This is a genomic window from Pseudomonas sp. NPDC088890 (genome assembly GCF_044900155.1).
GTDB classification, from domain to species: domain Bacteria; phylum Pseudomonadota; class Gammaproteobacteria; order Pseudomonadales; family Pseudomonadaceae; genus Aquipseudomonas; species Aquipseudomonas urmiensis.
Genome location: NZ_JBJDNG010000002.1, coordinates 12140 through 29802, shown reverse-complemented (window position 1 = coordinate 29802; position 17663 = coordinate 12140). Strand labels below are relative to the sequence as shown.

At 63.4% G+C, this 17663-nt stretch carries 16 protein-coding genes; 13 read left to right on the top strand and 3 right to left on the bottom strand.

Annotation, left to right across the window (positions count from 1 at the left end; all coding sequences use genetic code 11):
* The first annotated feature begins 2 nt into the window (after positions 1-2).
* The 7 genes from nuoI (at position 3) to ACI2JX_RS04975 (ending at position 8587) form a co-directional block, all read left to right on the top strand.
* Positions 3-551: an NADH-quinone oxidoreductase subunit NuoI gene (gene nuoI, locus ACI2JX_RS05005; protein WP_027592814.1), complete on the top strand. Its 549-nt coding sequence runs from the start codon at positions 3-5 to the stop codon at positions 549-551.
* Between the two features lie 10 nt (positions 552-561).
* Complete coding sequence (gene nuoJ, locus ACI2JX_RS05000; RefSeq protein WP_186557156.1) at positions 562-1062, top strand: NADH-quinone oxidoreductase subunit J; 501 nt, start codon at positions 562-564, stop codon at positions 1060-1062.
* A 3-nt stretch (positions 1063-1065) separates the two neighbouring features.
* Positions 1066-1374: an NADH-quinone oxidoreductase subunit NuoK gene (nuoK, locus tag ACI2JX_RS04995; RefSeq protein WP_008096201.1), complete on the top strand. Its 309-nt coding sequence runs from the start codon at positions 1066-1068 to the stop codon at positions 1372-1374.
* Positions 1371-3224 (top strand): NADH-quinone oxidoreductase subunit L, encoded by a 1854-nt coding sequence (gene nuoL, locus ACI2JX_RS04990; RefSeq protein WP_264235850.1) that lies wholly within the window; start codon positions 1371-1373, stop codon positions 3222-3224. Before nuoK ends, nuoL begins: the two co-directional genes overlap by 4 nt.
* Before the next feature lie 49 nt (positions 3225-3273).
* Positions 3274-4806 carry an NADH-quinone oxidoreductase subunit M gene (gene nuoM, locus ACI2JX_RS04985; RefSeq protein ID WP_186557158.1) on the top strand — a complete coding sequence of 511 codons (1533 nt, stop codon included), beginning with the start codon at positions 3274-3276 and terminating at the stop codon, positions 4804-4806.
* A gap of 7 nt (positions 4807-4813) precedes the next feature.
* Positions 4814-6283, top strand: a complete 1470-nt coding sequence (nuoN, locus tag ACI2JX_RS04980; RefSeq protein ID WP_264235849.1) for an NADH-quinone oxidoreductase subunit NuoN — start codon at positions 4814-4816, stop codon at positions 6281-6283.
* A gap of 240 nt (positions 6284-6523) precedes the next feature.
* Complete coding sequence (locus ACI2JX_RS04975) at positions 6524-8587, top strand: TonB-dependent receptor domain-containing protein (protein ID WP_264235848.1); 2064 nt, start codon at positions 6524-6526, stop codon at positions 8585-8587.
* 43 nt (positions 8588-8630) lie between these two features.
* On the opposite strand, the gene ACI2JX_RS04970 is transcribed toward ACI2JX_RS04975, so the two are convergent.
* Complete coding sequence (locus ACI2JX_RS04970; RefSeq protein WP_264235847.1) at positions 8631-9695, bottom strand: AI-2E family transporter; 1065 nt, start codon at positions 9693-9695, stop codon at positions 8631-8633.
* A gap of 130 nt (positions 9696-9825) precedes the next feature.
* Here ACI2JX_RS04970 and yegQ point away from each other — a divergent pair, with 130 nt between their 5' ends.
* From yegQ to ACI2JX_RS04940, 6 genes are all read left to right on the top strand, one after another.
* Complete coding sequence (gene yegQ, locus ACI2JX_RS04965; RefSeq protein WP_404689535.1) at positions 9826-11160, top strand: tRNA 5-hydroxyuridine modification protein YegQ; 1335 nt, start codon at positions 9826-9828, stop codon at positions 11158-11160.
* Positions 11161-11348: 188 nt separating this feature from the next.
* The gene (locus ACI2JX_RS04960; protein ID WP_404689534.1) at positions 11349-13067 is read left to right on the top strand and encodes a copper resistance system multicopper oxidase; all 1719 of its coding nucleotides are present in this window, start codon (positions 11349-11351) and stop codon (positions 13065-13067) included.
* Positions 13060-13953 (top strand): copper resistance protein B, encoded by an 894-nt coding sequence (locus ACI2JX_RS04955; protein WP_404689533.1) that lies wholly within the window; start codon positions 13060-13062, stop codon positions 13951-13953. The genes ACI2JX_RS04960 and ACI2JX_RS04955 overlap by 8 nt, the downstream gene beginning before the upstream one ends.
* A 13-nt stretch (positions 13954-13966) precedes the next feature.
* Complete coding sequence (locus ACI2JX_RS04950) at positions 13967-14395, top strand: DUF411 domain-containing protein (RefSeq protein ID WP_264235843.1); 429 nt, start codon at positions 13967-13969, stop codon at positions 14393-14395.
* Between the two features lie 10 nt (positions 14396-14405).
* Positions 14406-14843: a YqaA family protein gene (locus tag ACI2JX_RS04945; protein WP_404689532.1), complete on the top strand. Its 438-nt coding sequence runs from the start codon at positions 14406-14408 to the stop codon at positions 14841-14843.
* 75 nt (positions 14844-14918) lie between these two features.
* The gene (locus tag ACI2JX_RS04940) at positions 14919-15917 is read left to right on the top strand and encodes an alpha/beta fold hydrolase (RefSeq protein ID WP_264235841.1); all 999 of its coding nucleotides are present in this window, start codon (positions 14919-14921) and stop codon (positions 15915-15917) included.
* A gap of 38 nt (positions 15918-15955) precedes the next feature.
* On the opposite strand, the gene ACI2JX_RS04935 is transcribed toward ACI2JX_RS04940, so the two are convergent.
* Positions 15956-16540: a DinB family protein gene (locus ACI2JX_RS04935; RefSeq protein WP_368973494.1), complete on the bottom strand. Its 585-nt coding sequence runs from the start codon at positions 16538-16540 to the stop codon at positions 15956-15958.
* An 11-nt stretch (positions 16541-16551) separates the two neighbouring features.
* A complete protein-coding gene (zapE, locus tag ACI2JX_RS04930; RefSeq protein WP_264236050.1) occupies positions 16552-17658 on the bottom strand; it encodes a cell division protein ZapE in 1107 nt (368 codons plus the stop codon).
* Positions 17659-17663: the final 5 nt, after the last annotated feature.

Sequence of the window (17663 nt, the reverse complement as noted above, 5' to 3'; positions counted from 1 at the left end):
CCATGTTCAAGTATATCGGCGACATCGTTAAGGGCACCGGCACCCAGCTGCGCAGCCTGGCCATGGTGTTCTCCCACGGGTTCCGCAAACGCGACACCCTGCAGTACCCCGAAGAAGCTGTGTACCTGCCGCCGCGCTACCGCGGGCGCATCGTCCTCACCCGCGACCCCGATGGCGAGGAGCGCTGCGTAGCGTGCAACCTGTGCGCGGTGGCCTGCCCGGTTGGCTGCATCTCGTTGCAGAAGGCCGAGACCGAGGACGGTCGTTGGTACCCGGAGTTCTTCCGCATCAACTTCTCGCGCTGCATCTTCTGCGGCCTGTGTGAGGAAGCCTGCCCGACCACCGCGATCCAGCTCACGCCGGATTTCGAAATGGCCGAGTTCAAGCGTCAGGACCTGGTGTACGAGAAAGAAGATCTGCTGATCTCCGGCCCCGGCAAGAACCCTGACTACAACTTCTACCGTGTTGCGGGTATGGCCATCGCTGGCAAGCCGAAAGGCTCTGCACAGAACGAAGCTGAGCCGATCAACGTGAAGAGCTTGCTCCCATAAGGACAGAAAGATGGAATTCGCTTTCTACTTCGCATCCGGGATCGCCGTGGTCTCCACCCTTCGGGTGGTGACCGGTACCAACCCTGTGCATGCCCTGCTTTACCTGATCATTTCGCTGATCTCCGTGGCCATGATCTTCTTCAGCCTGGGTGCGCCGTTCGCCGGTGCCCTGGAAGTGATCGCCTACGCCGGCGCCATCATGGTGCTGTTCGTGTTCGTGGTGATGATGCTCAACCTTGGGCCGGCTTCGGTCGCCCAGGAACGTGGCTGGCTCAAGCCAGGCATCTGGGCAGGGCCGGTATTGCTCGGCACCCTGCTGCTGCTCGAGCTGCTCTACGTGCTGTTCGTCGCGCCAAGCGGCGCCGGCATCAGCGGCACCACCGTGGACGCCAAGGCCGTCGGCATCAGCCTGTTCGGCCCTTACCTGCTGGTGGTCGAACTGGCCTCGATGCTGCTGCTCGCCGCAGCCGTCACCGCCTTCCACCTGGGCCGCAACGAGGCGAAGGAGTAAATCATGGGTGCTATCCCTCTCGAGCATGGTCTGGCGGTCGCCGGCATCCTGTTCTGCTTAGGTCTGGTTGGCCTGATGGTCCGCCGCAACATTCTCTTCGTCCTCATGAGCCTGGAAGTCATGATGAACGCCTCTGCCCTGGCGTTCATCGTCGCCGGTGCCCGTTGGGTGCAACCCGACGGCCAGGTGATGTTCATTCTGGTGATCAGCCTGGCAGCCGCCGAGGCCAGTATTGGCCTGGCAATCCTGCTGCAGCTGTATCGCCGCTTCCACACTCTCGACATCGATGCTGCCAGTGAGATGCGCGGATGAACCTTATCTTCCTGACTTTCGTCTTTCCCCTGATCGGCTTCTTGCTGCTGTCGTTCTCCCGTGGACGGTTCTCGGAGAACCTGTCCGCGCTGATCGGCGTCGGCTCGGTGGGCCTCTCGGCCGCGACGGCCGCCTACGTGATCTGGCAGTTCAACGTCGCCCCGCCGGAAGGCGGCGCGTACAGCCAGCTGCTGTGGCAGTGGATGTCGGTGGACGGCTTTGCGCCGAACTTCACCCTGTACGTGGACGGCCTGTCGGTGACCATGCTCGGCGTGGTGACTGGCGTAGGCTTTTTGATCCACCTGTTCGCCTCCTGGTACATGCGTGGCGAAGCCGGCTACTCGCGCTTCTTCTCGTACACCAACCTGTTCATCGCCAGCATGCTGTTCCTGGTACTGGGCGATAACCTGCTGTTCATCTACTTCGGCTGGGAAGGCGTGGGCCTGTGCTCGTACCTGTTGATCGGTTTCTACTACAGCAACCGCAACAACGGTAACGCCGCGCTCAAGGCGTTCATCGTCACCCGCATCGGCGACGTGTTCATGGCCATCGGCCTGTTCATCCTGTTCGCCCAGCTGGGTACCCTGAACGTGCAGGAACTGCTGGTGCTGGCACCGCAGAAGTTCCAGGCTGGCGACACCTGGATGGTTCTGGCCACCCTGATGCTGCTCGGTGGTGCGGTGGGTAAATCGGCGCAGCTGCCGCTGCAGACCTGGCTGGCAGACGCGATGGCCGGTCCTACCCCGGTTTCGGCCCTGATCCACGCCGCGACCATGGTGACCGCAGGCGTCTACCTGATCGCCCGTACCCACGGCCTGTTTGCCCTGGCGCCGGACATCCTGCACCTGGTCGGCATCGTCGGTGGCGTGACCCTGGTCCTGGCCGGCTTCGCCGCGCTGGTCCAGACCGACATCAAGCGTATCCTCGCCTACTCGACCATGAGCCAGATCGGCTACATGTTCCTCGCCCTGGGCGTAGGTGCCTGGGACGCGGCGATCTTCCACCTGATGACCCACGCCTTCTTCAAGGCCCTGCTGTTCCTTGCTTCCGGTGCGGTGATCGTGGCCTGCCACCACGAGCAGAACATCTTCAAGATGGGCGGCCTGTGGAAGAAACTGCCGCTGGCCTACGCCAGCTTCGTGGTCGGTGGTGCGGCCCTGGCGGCCCTGCCAATCGTCACCGTCGGTTTCTACTCCAAGGACGAGATCCTCTGGGAAGCCTTCGCCAGCGGTAACACCGGTCTGCTGTACGCCGGCCTGGTCGGTGCGTTCATGACCTCGCTGTACACCTTCCGCCTGATCTTCATCGCCTTCCACGGCGAAGCCAAGACCGAAGCCCACGCTGGCCACGGCATTAGCCACTGGCTGCCCCTGGGTACCCTGATCGTGCTGTCGACCTTCGTCGGCGCCTGGATCCATCCGCCGCTGGCAGGTGTTCTGCCAGAGAGCGCTGGTCACGCTGGCGGCGAAGCCAAGCACAGCCTGGAAATCGCCTCGGGCGCCATCGCCATCGCCGGTATCCTGCTGGCTGCGGTGCTGTTCCTGGGCAAGCGTCGCCTGGTCACCGCGATCGCTAACAGCGGCATCGGCCGCGCGCTGTCGGCCTGGTGGTTCGCCGCCTGGGGCTTCGACTGGATCTACGACAAGCTGTTCGTCAAACCTTACCTGCTGATCTGCCACATCCTGCGCAAGGATCCGGTGGACCGCAGCATCGGCCTGATTCCTCGGATGGCGCGTGGCGGCCACGTCGCCATGAGCAAGACCGAGACTGGCCAGCTGCGCTGGTACACCGCTTCGATCGCCGTAGGTGCAGTACTCGTGCTCGGCGCCGTGCTGGCGGCTGCGGTATGACTATGAATCTTGCGAACCTTGCGACTTTGCCAAAGGAAACGAACCCGTCATGATTTTGCCTTGGCTGATCCTGATCCCCTTCATCGGCGGCTTCCTGTGCTGGCTGGGCGAGCGCTTCGGCTCGACCCTGCCGCGCTGGATTGCGCTGCTGACCATGTCCCTGTTGCTCGGTATCGGCCTCTGGCTGTGGGGCACCGGCGACTACACCTTGGCCCCTGCCCCGGGCGCTGAACCTGCCTGGACCTTGGAATACAAGGTCGAGTGGATCAAGCGCTTCGGCATCAGCATCCACCTGGCGCTCGATGGCCTGTCGCTGCTGATGATCCTGCTCACCGGCCTGCTCGGCGTGCTCTCGGTGCTGTGCTCGTGGAAAGAGATCCAGCGCCACGTCGGCTTCTTCCACCTCAACCTGATGTGGATCCTCGGCGGCGTGGTCGGGGTGTTCCTGGCCCTGGACCTGTTCCTGTTCTTCTTCTTCTGGGAAATGATGCTGGTGCCGATGTACTTCCTCATCGCGCTCTGGGGCCACAGCTCGGCAGATGGCAAGAAGACCCGGATCTACGCGGCGACCAAGTTCTTCATCTTCACCCAGGCCAGCGGCCTGATCATGTTGGTGGCGATCCTCGGCCTGGTGCTGGTCAACTACAACACCACCGGCGTGATCACCTTCAACTACAGCGACCTGCTCAAGGCCGAACTGCCAGCCGGTACCGAATACCTGCTGATGCTGGGCTTCTTCATCGCCTTCGCGGTCAAGCTGCCGGTAGTGCCGTTCCACTCCTGGCTGCCTGATGCCCACGCCCAGGCGCCAACGGCAGGTTCGGTGGACCTGGCGGGTATCTTGCTGAAGACCGCCGCCTACGGCCTGCTGCGTTTCGCCCTGCCGCTGTTCCCCAATGCCTCGGCCGAGTTCGCCCCGATCGCCATGACCCTGGGCCTGATCGGCATCTTCTACGGTGCGTTCCTGGCCTTCGCGCAGACCGACATCAAGCGTCTGATCGCCTTCTCCAGCGTCTCGCACATGGGCTTCGTGCTGATCGGTATCTACTCCGGCAGCCAGCAAGCGCTGCAAGGCGCAGTGATCCAGATGCTCGCCCACGGTCTGTCGGCTGCCGCGCTGTTCATCCTGTCCGGCCAGCTGTACGAGCGCCTGCACACCCGCGACATGCGCCAGATGGGTGGCCTGTGGCACCGCATCGCCTACCTGCCGGCCATCAGCCTGTTCTTCGCTGCGGCATCGCTGGGCCTGCCAGGCACGGGTAACTTCGTTGGCGAGTTCCTGATCCTGATCGGCAGCTTCGTCCACGTGCCTTGGATCACCGTGATCGCCACCACCGGCCTGGTCTTTGGTTCGGTCTACTCGCTGATCATGATCCACCGCGCCTACTTCGGTCCGGCCAAGTCCGACACCGTCCTGGCGGGCATGGACAGCCGCGAGCTGATCATGGTGCTGGGTCTGGCGGGGCTGCTGATTCTGCTCGGTGTCTACCCGCAGCCGTTCCTCGACACCTCTGCCGCCACCATGAGCGGTGTGCAGCAGTGGCTCGGCTCCGCTTTCACTCAACTCGCTTCGGCCCGGTAAGAGCGCTATGGAATTCACCACTCAACACTTCATCGCACTGGCGCCGATGCTGATCACCACCATCACCACAGTCGTGGTGATGCTGGCGATCGCTTGGAAGCGCAATCACTCACAGACCTTCCTGCTGTCCACCATCGGCCTGAACCTGGCCCTGCTGTCGATCCTGCCGGCGCTGAAAGTTGCGCCGCTGGCGGTCACCCCGCTGATCACCATCGACAAGTTCGCCTGCCTGTACATGGCGATCATGCTGGTCGCCACCCTGGCCTGCGTGACCCTCGCCCATGCCTACCTGGGCGAAGGCTCCAAGGGCTATCCGGGCAACCGCGAAGAGCTCTACTTGCTGCTGCTGATGTCGGCCCTGGGCGGACTGGTGCTGGTCAGCGCCAACCACCTGGCGGGCCTGTTCATTGGCCTTGAGCTGCTGTCGGTGCCGGTCTACGGGCTGGTGGCGTACGCGTTCTTCAACAAGCGCTCGCTGGAAGCCGGTATCAAGTACATGGTCTTGTCGGCGGCCGGTTCCGCCTTCCTGCTGTTCGGCATGGCACTGCTGTATGCCGATGCAGGCAGCCTGAGCTTCGACGGCATCGGCAAGGCCCTGGCCAGCACTGGCATGCCAAGCCTGTTGGCGCAACTGGGCCTGGGCATGATGCTGGTTGGCCTGGCCTTCAAGCTGTCGCTGGTGCCGTTCCACCTGTGGACCCCGGACGTCTACGAAGGCGCCCCGGCGCCGGTCGCAGCCTTCCTGGCCACCGCCAGCAAGGTCGCGGTGTTCGCCGTGGTGGTACGCCTGTTCATGCTCTCCCCTGCTGCTAGCAGTGGCGTGCTGAGCACCGTACTGGCAGTGATCGCCGTGGCCTCGATCCTGATCGGTAACCTGTTGGCGCTGACCCAGAGCAACCTCAAGCGTCTGCTCGGTTACTCGTCGATCGCCCACTTCGGCTACCTGCTGATCGCCCTGATCGCCAGCAAGGGCCTGGCCCTGGAAGCCATGGGCGTATACCTGGTCACGTATGTGATCACCAGCCTTGGCGCCTTCGGCGTTATCACCCTGATGTCCTCGCCGTACGCTGGTCGTGATGCCGACGCCCTGTACGAGTACCGCGGCCTGTTCTGGCGTCGTCCGTACCTGACTGCGGTTTTGACCGTGATGATGCTGTCGCTGGCCGGTATCCCGCTGACTGCAGGTTTCATCGGTAAGTTCTACATCATCGCTACCGGCGTCGAGTCGCAGCTGTGGTGGTTGGTCGGTGCCCTGGTCATCGGTAGCGCCATCGGCGTGTACTACTACCTGCGGGTCATGGTTACCCTGTACCTGGTCGAGCCGAACCTGCGCCGCCACGATGCCCCGCTGAAGTGGGAGCAGCGCACCGGTGGCGTGATGCTGCTGGCCATCGCCCTGCTCGCCTTCGTCCTCGGTGTGTATCCGCAGCCGTTGCTGGAGATGGTTCAGCAGGCGGGTCTGCAACTGATCGGCTGATTGCTTCAAGGCGGTACAAAACACCTCGCTTCGGCGGGGTGTTTTTTTTCGCGGCCGCTATGCGGCCCATTGCGGGGCAAGCCCGCTCTCACGCCAGCCTGAAGTACGCACTACAGGCTGGCGTGGGAGCGGGCTTGCCCCGCGATGAGGCCGGTGATTTCACTACTGATCGAGCACTGTGCTTCGTCTGCCATTTGCAGCGTCAGACTCCCGCACTCGATCTGGAACCTCTCTAAAGCCATGCGCCCCACCCTGCCCCTTTCCCTGCTGGCAATGCTCGTCGCCAGCACCAACGCCCAGGCCGCTGGCCGCATCGAACTCGACCAGGTACTGATCCAGGATCAGCAGCAAAGCGAGCTCGACGCCGCCCGCGAGCGCCTGCTCGAGATCCCCGGCGCCAGCAACCTGGTGGATATGCAGCGGGTTGGACAAGGTCGGGTGGCCAGCAACCAGGACGTGCTCGCCTATCAGCCGGGGGTGTTCGCCCAGTCTGCCGGTAACGACGGCATCAAGCTGTCGATTCGCGGTTCGGGCATCAACCGCGCCCCCGGCGCTCATGGCTCCGGTGTCTACACGATGTTCGATGGTTTGCCGCTGACCGGCCCCGGCGGCACTCCCTATGAACTGTTCGAGCCGCTGTGGCTGAGCCGCGCCGAAGTCCTGCGTGGTGCCAATGGTTTCGATCAAGGCGCGCTGGCCTTGGGCGGTGCGATCAACTACGTGACCCATACCGGCTACGATGCCGCGCCCTTGCAACTGCGCTATGAAATGGGCAGCCGTGGCTATGCCCGACGCCACATCAGCTCCGGCCAGGTGCTGGGTAACCTTGACTACTATGTGGCACTGACCGACGCCGAATACGACGGCTACCAGCAGCACAGCAGCGGTAGTGCCAAGGGGATCGCCGCTAACGTCGGTTATCGCTTCAACCCCAACCTGGAAACGCGCTTCTACCTGCGCTACCGGGAGACTGAAAACGAGCTGGCCGGGCGCTTGCGCAAAGACCAGATCAAGCACGACCCACGGGCAGCCAACGCTGCCTACCTGGCCCGCGACGACAGTCGCCCGCAACCGGGCAGCACCTGGGTCGGCAATAAGACCACGGTGTTCCTCGACGATGACTCGCGCCTGGAAGCCGGGCTGGTCTATCACGACTATCCGATGGACCTGCGCGAAGGCCCGATGCGCTTGAAGGTCGCCTACACCGATGTCAGCGGCAGCTTGAACTACCTGCGCCGCGACACCCTGTTTGGCCGTGAGAGCAAGACCACCGTCGGCTGGCGCACCACCAAGCACTTGCCCAACAGTGGCGCCTCGCAGTTCAAACGCAACGGCGACGTGATCGGCGCGCGCACCCGCGACTTCAGCTACCAGGGTTCGGACACGGTCCTGCACATGGGCAACGACCTGGAGCTGATCCCCGACCTGTGGCTGACCACGGGCCTGGCGATGATCTACACCCGCCGCGAGAGCGATGTCAGCTACCCCGCCGCTGGCGGCAAGGTCAGCCAGCATGATTGGGACTATGCCCCGCGGGTTGGCCTGCGCTATGACCTGAACCCCAACCTGCAGGTTTATGGCAACCTCAGCCGTTCGGTCGAGCCGCCACATCCCTGGTCGCTGATCTGGAGTTCGCCCGCCGTGAGTGGCGGGCAGATCCAGCCCATCGAGATGCACAACCAGACCGCCACGACCCTTGAGCTGGGGGCTCGGGGTGAGGCCGCTGTTGGCCGCTGGGAATTGGCTTGGTATTACTCGCAAGTGCGCCACGAGCTGTTGGCAGTGGAGATCGTGCCCGGCATACCCGCGGCCGAATTCAACGCCAGCCCTACCGTGCACCAGGGGGTCGAAGCTGCGTTGGACAGCGTGCTGTGGGAGGGTGCCGGCGTCGGCAAGCTGGCGTTGCGCCAGGCCTATACCTTCAGCGACTTCCACTACCGCGACGATGACAAATTCGGCGACAACCGCCTGCCAGGCATCCCCATGCATTACTACCAGGCCGAATTGCGCTACGACTGGCCAAGCGGCTTCTATGCCGGGGTCAACACGCAGATGGCGTCCAAGGTGCAGGTCGACTATGCCAACAGCGGCCATGCCGATGCCTATGCGTTGCTCGGTGCGCGCCTGGGTTGGGACTCACCCAAGCAGGACTGGCAGACCTGGCTGGATTTGCGCAACCTGACCAACAAGCGTTACGCGGCGACGGTGACGCCTGGCTATGACGATGCTGGCAAAGACATGCCACGGATGACGCCGGGTGAAGGCTTCGGGGTGTATGCCGGGGTGTCCTACACCTTGCGTTGATGAGCCATCCAGGCCAAGTGTAATTGGGGCCGCTGCGCGGCCCTTACGAAGGCAACTGCACCTGTGGTTTGGTCGCGGCAAAGATTGCCCAACTGGAGATGAACAACGCCGCGATCAACGGCCCAATGACAAACCCATTGAGCCCAAACACCGCCAGGCCACCGAGCGTCGACACCAGAATGAGGTAGTCAGGCATGCGCGTATCCCTACCCACCAGAATCGGCCGCAACACGTTGTCGACCAAGCCGATCACCAGCACGCCAAAGGCGCTCAGCACCACGCCTTGCCAGATCGCCCCGGTGAGGATGAAGTAAGCCGCCACCGGCGCCCAGACGATCCCTGCCCCGACCGCTGGCAGCAGCGACAAGAACGCCATCAGCACCGCCCAGACCAGCGCACTGGGAATGTCCAGCACCCAGAAAATCAGTCCTCCCAAGGCACCCTGGGTAATCGCCACCAGCACATTGCCTTTGACCGTAGCGCGCACCACCCGGTTGAATTTCAATTGCAGACGACGCTTCTGGTGCTCCGGGAGCGGCACGGCCAGGCGGACCTTGCGCGCCAGCTCCGCGCCCTCGCGCAGGAAGAAGAACAACAGATACAACATGATGCCGAAGCTCACCAAAAAATCGAAAGTGCCCTGACCAAAGCTGAACGCCTGGCTGGCCAGGACTTGGCTGCCTTGGGTAGCCCACTTGGTGATCTTGTCGCGCAAGCCATCGAGATTACCCATGCCCATGCGGTCCAGGCCGTTCTGGGCAAACGCCGGTAGCATGTCCTTGCCCCGTTCGACGTAGCCGGCGATATCCAACTGGCCGCTCTCGATTCGCTGGTAGAGCGTGGCGCCTTCCTGCACCAACAAGGCACTGGTGATGATCACCGGCAAAATCGCCACCAGCAGACAGACCATCAAGGTGGTGGCAGCCGCCAGGTTGCGCCGCCGATTGAAGCGGATCAGCAGGTTACGCTGCAAGGGCGCGAACAGGATGCCGAGGATGACTGCCCAGAAAATTGCTCCGTAGTAGGGCAGCAGGATCCACACGAAGGCGACGGTCACCAGGGTCAGCAGCACCGCCAGCGCCTTGTTCTGTAGAGCAGTTTCGTTCATGAGCATTCCTCTGGGATTCACAACGTTAGTGCGCAGGCTTTCGCAAAAAGTGCCCTGTTCTGCTTGATCCAGATCAATACCCTCTACCCGCCTTGCCCCTACCATCCGCGCCTTTTGCCCCGGTGCGCTCATGATCCCACTCGCCATGCCCGAATTGCTGGCCCCTGCCGGCACCCTGAAGACCATGCGCTACGCCTTTGCCTATGGCGCCGATGCGGTCTACGCCGGCCAGCCGCGCTACAGCCTGCGGGTGCGCAACAATGAGTTCGACCATGCCAACCTGGCCTTGGGCATCCAGGAGGCGCACGCCCTGGGCAAACAGTTCTACGTGGTGGTCAACATCGCCCCGCACAATGCCAAGCTCAAGACCTTCCTCAAGGACCTGGCGCCGGTGATCGAAATGGCCCCGGATGCGCTGATCATGTCCGACCCTGGCCTGATCATGCTGGTGCGCCAGCACTTCCCGCAGATGCCGATCCACTTGTCGGTGCAGGCCAATACGGTTAACTGGGCCAGCGTGAAGTTCTGGCAGCAACTGGGGCTGAGCCGGGTGATCCTGTCGCGCGAGCTGTCGCTGGAGGAAATCGGCGAGATTCGCCAGCAGGTGCCCGATATGGAGCTTGAGGTGTTCGTCCACGGCGCCCTGTGCATGGCCTATTCCGGCCGCTGCCTGCTGTCGGGATACCTCAACAAGCGTGACGCCAACCAGGGCAGTTGCACCAACGCCTGCCGCTGGAAATATGAGGCCAGCGAGGCGCGCGAAAACCTCACTGGCGATATCGTGCAGCACGTCGAGCCGACCCTGGGCATCGGTCAACCGACCGAACAGGTGTTCCTGCTCCAGGAGGCCAACCGCCCCGGGGAGGCGATGCCAGCGTTCGAAGATGAACACGGCACCTACATCATGAACGCCAAGGACCTGCGCGCGGTACAACATGTGCAGCGGCTGACCGAGATGGGCGTGCACTCGCTGAAGATTGAAGGGCGGACCAAGTCGCATTTCTACTGTGCCCGCGCGGTGCAGTCCTATCGCAAGGCGATCGACGACGCCGTGGCCGGCAAGCCGTTCGACCGCGACCTGATGGACAACCTCGAATCGCTGGCCCAACGCGGCTACACCGAAGGCTTCCTGCGCCGCCACGTGCATGACGAATATCAGAACTACCAGCGCGGCAATTCGGTGTCCGAGCGCCAGCAATTCGTCGGCGAGCTGACCGGTGTGCGGGTTGATGGCCTGGCCGAGGTCAACGTGAAGAACCGCTTTGCCCTCGGCGATCAGCTGGAATTGATGACCCCACGCGGCAACTACCACTTCGACCTGGACCGCCTGTGCAATCGCCAGCAACAGGAAATCCAGGTGGCGCCGGGTGATGGCCATGTGGTGTACCTGCCGATCCCCGAGCAGGTATCGCTGGAATACGGGCTGTTGATGCGCGACTTGAACAGCGAGCCAGTGCCCGCCTGACGGATCTGTAATCTGCCGCTCAGGCGGCTGACAGGCACTGGCAGCGAGGATGGTGGCTATCCACTTTGGGCAGTCTGACGCCCATCGCGGGGCAAGCCCGCTCCCAGGCTGATCGTCCTCAAAGGGGACTGACGTGGGAGCGGGCTTGCCCCGCGATGGACGCCAGCAGCCTGCAACGAGGCCACGTCATGCCATGCATTTCTTCCCGCCGCACCTTCGTCAAAGGCCTGGGCGCCGCCACGGCCCTGGCCGGTCTGGGCCTATGGCGCCCGCTGGCCCAGGCCGCTGAAGGCGCTCGTCCTGGGCAAGTCCTTCAGGGCCAACAGTTTGCCCTGTCGATCGGCCAGACCCCGGTCAACATCACCGGCCGCCCGCGCACCGCCTTGACCGTCAATAACAGCCTGCCCGGGCCACTGCTGCGCTGGCGCGAAGGTGATACGGTCAGCTTGCGGGTGCGCAATCAGCTGGCAGAACCGACCTCGATCCACTGGCACGGCATCATCCTGCCGGCCAACATGGACGGCGTACCAGGCTTGAGCTTCGCCGGCATCGAGCCAGGCGGCGACTACCTGTATCAGTTCACCCTGCGCCAGAGTGGCACCTACTGGTACCACAGCCACTCGGGTTTGCAGGAGCAAGCCGGGGTCTACGGGGCCATCGTCATCGAGCCGCGCGAGCCAGAGCCGCACCGTTATCAGCGCGATCACGTGCTGCTGTTCAGCGATTGGAGCGACCAGGCGCCTGAGCAGTTGATGGCGACCCTGAAAAAGCAGTCCGACGCCTTCAACTATCACAAACGCACGGTCGGCGATTTCATCGACGATGTGGCCGCCAAGGGCTGGGAAGCAACCGTCGACAACCGCCTGGCCTGGGCGCGCATGCGCATGAGCCCCACGGACCTGGCCGATATCAGCGCGGCAACCTACACCTACCTGCTCAATGGCCAACCGCCGGACGGCAACTTCACCTGCCTGTTCCAGCCCGGCGAAACCGTGCGCCTGCGCCTGATCAACGCTTCGGCGATGAGCTACTTCGACTTTCGCATCCCGGGTCTCAAGCTGACGGTAATCGCCGCCGATGGCCTGCCGGTGACCCCCGTTACAGTCGATGAGCTGCGCATTGCCGTGGCCGAGACCTACGACGTGCTGGTGGAGGTAGGCGACCTGCCCGCCTACACCCTGTTCGCCCAGAGCATGGACCGCACCGGCTTTGCCCGTGGCACCCTGGCCCGCGCGCTGGGGTTGCAAGCACCGGTTCCCGCGCTGGATCCGCGCCCGGTGCTGAGCATGGATGACATGGGCCATGGCGGCATGGGCGACATGGATCATGCCGGGATGGACCACGCCAGCATGGCCGGCATGGACCATGGCACGATGTCGGCCATGCAGCACCACCCAGCCAGCGAGACCGGCAACCCATTGGTCGACATGCAGACCATGGCCCCACGCGCCAACCTGGCCGACCCGGGTATTGGCCTGCGCGAAAACGGTCGGCGGGTACTGACCTATGCCGATCTGCGCAGCACCTTTGCCGACCCCGACGGGCGCCAGCCCTCGCGAGACATCGAACTGCACCTGACCGGCCATATGGAGCGTTTCGCCTGGTCGTTCGATGGGGTCAAGTTCAGCGATGCCGAGCCCCTGCGCCTGCGCTATGGCGAGCGGGTGCGCATCACCCTGGTCAACGACACCATGATGACCCACCCGATCCACCTGCACGGCATGTGGAGTGACCTGGAGGACGAGCACGGGCGCTTCCTGGTGCGCAAGCACACCGTGGATATCCCCCCTGGCAGCCGCCGCAGCTATCGGGTCAGCGCCGACGCCCTGGGGCGCTGGGCCTATCACTGCCACCTGCTCTATCACATGGAAACCGGAATGTTCCGCGAGGTACGGGTCGATGAATGAGGTCATCAATCGCAGCTTGCTGGCGGGCGCCGCCTTGGCCGCACTGCTGGCCAGCGAGCGCGTCCTCGCCACTGAGGCAAGCCACCACGGCCACGGCGCGATGCCGATGGATCACAGCCAGATGAACCATGGCGCCATGCCCCAGCAGCGGCCTCCTGCGCCGCTCAGCGCGCAGCCGCGCACGCCACTGGCGGTGATCACCGACGCCGACCGCCGCGCCGCCTTCCCACCACTGCCAGGCCATCAGGTGCACGACCGGGCGATCAACTGGGCGGTGATCGTCGACCAGCTGGAGTATCAAAACTTCGAGAGCAGCAGCGCGCTGAACTGGAATGCCACGGCCTGGGTGGGTGGCGATATCGACCGGCTGTGGCTGCGCACCGAGGGGGAACGGGAACAGGGCAAGACCCACAAAGCCGAACTGCAGGCCTTGTGGGGTCATGCCATCAGCCCCTGGTGGGAACTGGTCGGCGGCCTGCGCCAGGATTTCAAGCCTGCCAGCGGCCAGACCTGGGCGGCCTTCGGCATCCAGGGCACGCCGCTCTATGGCCTGGAGCTGGAAGCCACCGCCTATGCTGGCGAGCGGCAACAGACCGCGCTGCGCCTGGAGGCCGGTTACGCTATGCTGCTGACCAATCGCTGGGTACTGGAGCCGACCCTTGAGGCCAACTTCTTCGGCCGCAACGATGCCGGCCGCGAGCAAGGCGCAGGGCTGGCCGAGAGCGAAGTCGGCGTGCGCCTGCGTTACGAAATCAGCCGAGGCTTCGCCCCGTATGTCGGGGTCAGCTTCAATCGCCTGCACGGCCAGCGCGCCGAAATGGCCCGCGACGATGCCGAGGACATTGGCCAGACCCGCCTGGTCGCCGGCATCCGCCTACGTTTCTAGAGGACTGTTCACCATGCTGCGCAAACACCTGATTACCCTGGGCCTGCTGGCCTTCACCGGTCTGGCACAGGCGGCTGAGGTCATCGACGTCTACCGCGACCCCAACTGCGGCTGCTGCAAGCTGTGGATCAGCCACCTGCGCGACAACGGTTTCACCGTCAACGATCACGTCGAACCGAACATGAGCGAGGTCAAGCAGCGCCTGGGCGTGGCGCCACGGCTGGCGTCGTGCCACACCGGGGTGATCAACGGCAAGTTCGTCGAAGGTCACGTACCGGCCGAGCAGGTGCGCCTGCTGAGCAAACGTAGCGACCTCAAAGGCATCGCCGTGCCGGGCATGCCGATGGGCTCGCCGGGCATGGAAATGGGCGATCACAAAGATCCCTACCAAGTGATCGGCCTGACCCAGGATGGCCAGGACCAGGTGCTGGCCAACTACTGAGACGCCGTCGATGCTGAGCGTGTGGGCGCTGTTTCTCAGCGCCTTTGGCGCCGCTACCCTGCTGCCGCTGCAATCGGAAGCGGTGCTGGTCGGTCTGCTGCTGCGCGACCCTGATGCCTGGCTGACCCTGCTGCTGGTGGCCACCCTGGGTAATGTCTTGGGCTCGATCGTCAATTGGCTGCTGGGGCGGGCCATCGAGCACCTGCGCGAACGCCGCTGGTTCCCATTCAGCGCAGCACAGCTGCAGCGTGCCCAACAGCGTTACCAGCGCTGGGGGCAATGGTCGTTGCTGCTGAGCTGGATGCCGGTGATTGGTGATCCGCTGACACTGATCGCAGGGATCATGCGCGAGCCGTTCTGGCGCTTCCTGCTGCTGGTCACCGTGGCCAAGGGCGGGCGCTACCTGGTGTTGGCGTTGATTACCCTGGGTTGGTTTAACGGCCAGTAACACCTTTGCCGCAGCAGGCGGTCTACAGGCTGTTAGAGTCGCTTTTTCCTACATGGTGCTACACGGAGTACTCCAATGCTGCGCGCAACCGCCCTGACCCTCGCTTGCCTGCTGGGCAGCTCGGCCATCGCCGCCGAGTCGCCCACCTACGGTATGCAGCTCGAAGGCTTCGATTACCCTCACCCGCTCAAGCATTTCAACTTCAAGTCCCAGGGCCAAGACCTGCAGATGGGCTATATGGACGTACCCGCCAAGGGCCAAGCCAATGGCCGCAGCGTGGTGCTGATGCATGGCAAGAACTTCTGCGCCGCCACCTGGGAAACCACCCTCCAAGCCCTCAGCCAAGCCGGCTATCGGGTTATCGCCCCGGACCAGATCGGTTTCTGCACTTCCAGTAAGCCCGGCTATTACCAGTACAGCTTCCAGCAACTGGCAGACAACACCCATGCCTTGCTCGCGCACCTGGGTGTCAAGCAGGCGATCATCCTCGGCCACTCCACCGGTGGCATGCTCGCCACCCGCTACGCGCTGATGTACCCGCAGCAGGTCGAGCGCCTGGCCATGGTCAACCCGATCGGCCTGGAAGACTGGAAAGCGCTTGGCGTGCCCTACCGCACGGTGGATCAATGGTATGCGCGCGAGCTCAAGCTCGATGCCGAAGGGGTGCGTAACTATGAGCGCAAGACCTACTACGCCGGACGCTGGAAGCCTGAGTACGAGCGCTGGGTACAGATGCTGGTGGGGCTCAACAAAGGGCCTGGGCATGAGCGGGTGGCGTGGAACTCGGCCCTGATCTACGACATGATCTTTACCCAACCGGTGTACCACGAGTTCAAGGATTTGAAGATGCCGACACTGTTACTGATCGGCGATCAGGACAGCACGGCGATTGGCAGTGATATCGCGTCCGATGAGGTCAAGGCGCGCTTGGGCAAGTACCAGGAGCTGGGGCCGCAGGTGGCCAAGATGATACCCAAGGGCGAGTTGGTGACCTTCGAGGGGCTGGGACATGCGCCGCAGATCGAAGAGCCTGAGCGGTTTCACCAGGCGCTGATCGAGTGGCTCGGACGTTAGCATGGTTGGGGCCGCTTTGCGGCCCCAACCGCACAAGCCTAGCCCCTCCCCCAAACCAGCGCCTCGCTCCAACCCAACTCGGCAAAATCATCAGCCCGCAAATGAGCCTCTTCCTCACAGAAGAACTCATCCAACTGCGGCGGCCGCACAGCCGTATCGCTGAGCATCCCATGCACCTGGCCCCGGTGATGAATCTGGTGCTCGAACAGATGCGCCAGCAACCGCAGCCGCTGTTCACGCTGCACCCGCTCAGGACGCACGATGCTGACATAGCGCCGCAGTTGATCGTCACGCAGCAGGCGACAGTAGGCGATCAAGCGATGGTCGGCCTGGGCCTGCTCGGCATGCAGATCAGCGCAGGTGGCAAAGGGCTGCTCCGGTTCGAAAAAGCGCTCGCCATCCGGGTCCGGCGCCTCGCCGCGCTGTTCGCACTCCAACGCATGCAGATAGAACCAGTCGACGGTCAGCAGGTGATTGAGGGTGGCTTTGATCGACGGGAAGAAGCTGCAACGGGGTGCGACGAACTCGTCCTGGGTCAGTTGCAGGCAGGCTTTGTACAAACGGTGATTGGCCCAGCCATTGTTATAGGCCTGGGTCAGCAGATGATGCGAGAGCGGCTCCATGGTCGGCTCCTTCAAGCGAAGCGTTGCAGTTGCATCTCCCGTAGCCGACTCAGGGTCCGCTGATACGGGAACGCCAGATACCCTTGAGTGTAGAGCGCTTCGAGCGGTACTTCGGCCTCCAGGTACAACGCAATGCGCCGGTCATAGCATTCATCGACCAAGGCGATGAAGCGGCGCACGCTGTCATCTTTCGGTGAAAGTGCCGGCAACTGGCGATCGCCTGCCTCGACCCTGCGTGCACCATCCTCGGTGCCACGGGCAATGCGCCCGGGCCGTTGCTCGCCGCTCAGGGCCGGAATGCCGTCTACCAGGATCGCCGGGAACAGGTCGCACAGGGCCATGAACTCCAGGGCTGACAGGGGTTGTTCGCACAGCTCGCTAAAACGGCACCAGATCGCCTGGCTGCTGCGGCGCACCACGCGGATCTGCCGCGAACCGAGCTGCAAGGGCTGATCCGAGCCGGCATCGTCTGGGCTTAATTGCGCAAATACTGCCTGCAACGCGCTGGGCTGACCGGGTGCGCTCAGCCAGAAGCGTTGGTGGCTAGCGCCTGGGTGCAGGCGGTGGTCCTGCTCGCCGGCTACCGGCAGCACCTGCATGTGCCGTTCGATGGCGGCGATGGCCGGCAGGAAACGCTCGCGGTTGAAACCGTCGTGGTAAAGCTGGTTCGGCGGTTGGTTGGAGGTGGCGACGATCACCACCCCGTGCTCGAACAGCGCTTTGAAGAGCCGCCCCAGAATGATCGCGTCACCGATGTCGTTGACGAACAACTCATCGAAACACAGTACGCGGATCTGTCCAGCCAGCTGTGCAGCCAGCGCCAGCAAGGGATCGGCAGTGCCGTTGAGCTGGAACAGGCGCTGGTGGACCCAGGCCATGAAGTGGTGAAAGTGCTGGCGCCTCGAGGGTAGCGCCAGGCACTGATGAAACTGGTCCATCAACCAGGTTTTGCCGCGGCCAACCGGCCCCCAGAGGTAAACACCCTGAGTCGGCTGGGCGCTTTGCAGGGCTGCAAAGCAGGCTTGTAGCGCGGCGACGGCGCGAGCCTGGGCAGGGTCGGCAACGAAGCCTTGATGCTCCAGAGCCTGGCGGTACAGCGCTTGCGGATTGGTCGACATGCCCA

What these genes read in the sequence shown, in the direction of transcription:
- ACI2JX_RS04945 (WP_404689532.1), top strand. Translation starts at nt 14,406, where the DNA reads ATGCTGAGCGTGTGGGCGCTGTTTCTCAGCGCCTTTGGCGCCGCTACC.
- yegQ (WP_404689535.1), top strand. Translation starts at nt 9,826, where the DNA reads ATGATCCCACTCGCCATGCCCGAATTGCTGGCCCCTGCCGGCACCCTG.
- ACI2JX_RS04940 (WP_264235841.1), top strand. Translation starts at nt 14,919, where the DNA reads ATGCTGCGCGCAACCGCCCTGACCCTCGCTTGCCTGCTGGGCAGCTCG.
- ACI2JX_RS04950 (WP_264235843.1), top strand. Translation starts at nt 13,967, where the DNA reads ATGCTGCGCAAACACCTGATTACCCTGGGCCTGCTGGCCTTCACCGGT.
- ACI2JX_RS04970 (WP_264235847.1), bottom strand. Translation starts at nt 9,695, where the DNA reads ATGAACGAAACTGCTCTACAGAACAAGGCGCTGGCGGTGCTGCTGACC.
- ACI2JX_RS04955 (WP_404689533.1), top strand. Translation starts at nt 13,060, where the DNA reads ATGAATGAGGTCATCAATCGCAGCTTGCTGGCGGGCGCCGCCTTGGCC.
- ACI2JX_RS04935 (WP_368973494.1), bottom strand. Translation starts at nt 16,540, where the DNA reads ATGGAGCCGCTCTCGCATCATCTGCTGACCCAGGCCTATAACAATGGC.
- nuoK (WP_008096201.1), top strand. Translation starts at nt 1,066, where the DNA reads ATGGGTGCTATCCCTCTCGAGCATGGTCTGGCGGTCGCCGGCATCCTG.
- nuoI (WP_027592814.1), top strand. Translation starts at nt 3, where the DNA reads ATGTTCAAGTATATCGGCGACATCGTTAAGGGCACCGGCACCCAGCTG.
- nuoL (WP_264235850.1), top strand. Translation starts at nt 1,371, where the DNA reads ATGAACCTTATCTTCCTGACTTTCGTCTTTCCCCTGATCGGCTTCTTG.
- ACI2JX_RS04975 (WP_264235848.1), top strand. Translation starts at nt 6,524, where the DNA reads ATGCGCCCCACCCTGCCCCTTTCCCTGCTGGCAATGCTCGTCGCCAGC.
- nuoJ (WP_186557156.1), top strand. Translation starts at nt 562, where the DNA reads ATGGAATTCGCTTTCTACTTCGCATCCGGGATCGCCGTGGTCTCCACC.
- ACI2JX_RS04960 (WP_404689534.1), top strand. Translation starts at nt 11,349, where the DNA reads ATGCCATGCATTTCTTCCCGCCGCACCTTCGTCAAAGGCCTGGGCGCC.
- nuoM (WP_186557158.1), top strand. Translation starts at nt 3,274, where the DNA reads ATGATTTTGCCTTGGCTGATCCTGATCCCCTTCATCGGCGGCTTCCTG.
- zapE (WP_264236050.1), bottom strand. Translation starts at nt 17,658, where the DNA reads ATGTCGACCAATCCGCAAGCGCTGTACCGCCAGGCTCTGGAGCATCAA.
- nuoN (WP_264235849.1), top strand. Translation starts at nt 4,814, where the DNA reads ATGGAATTCACCACTCAACACTTCATCGCACTGGCGCCGATGCTGATC.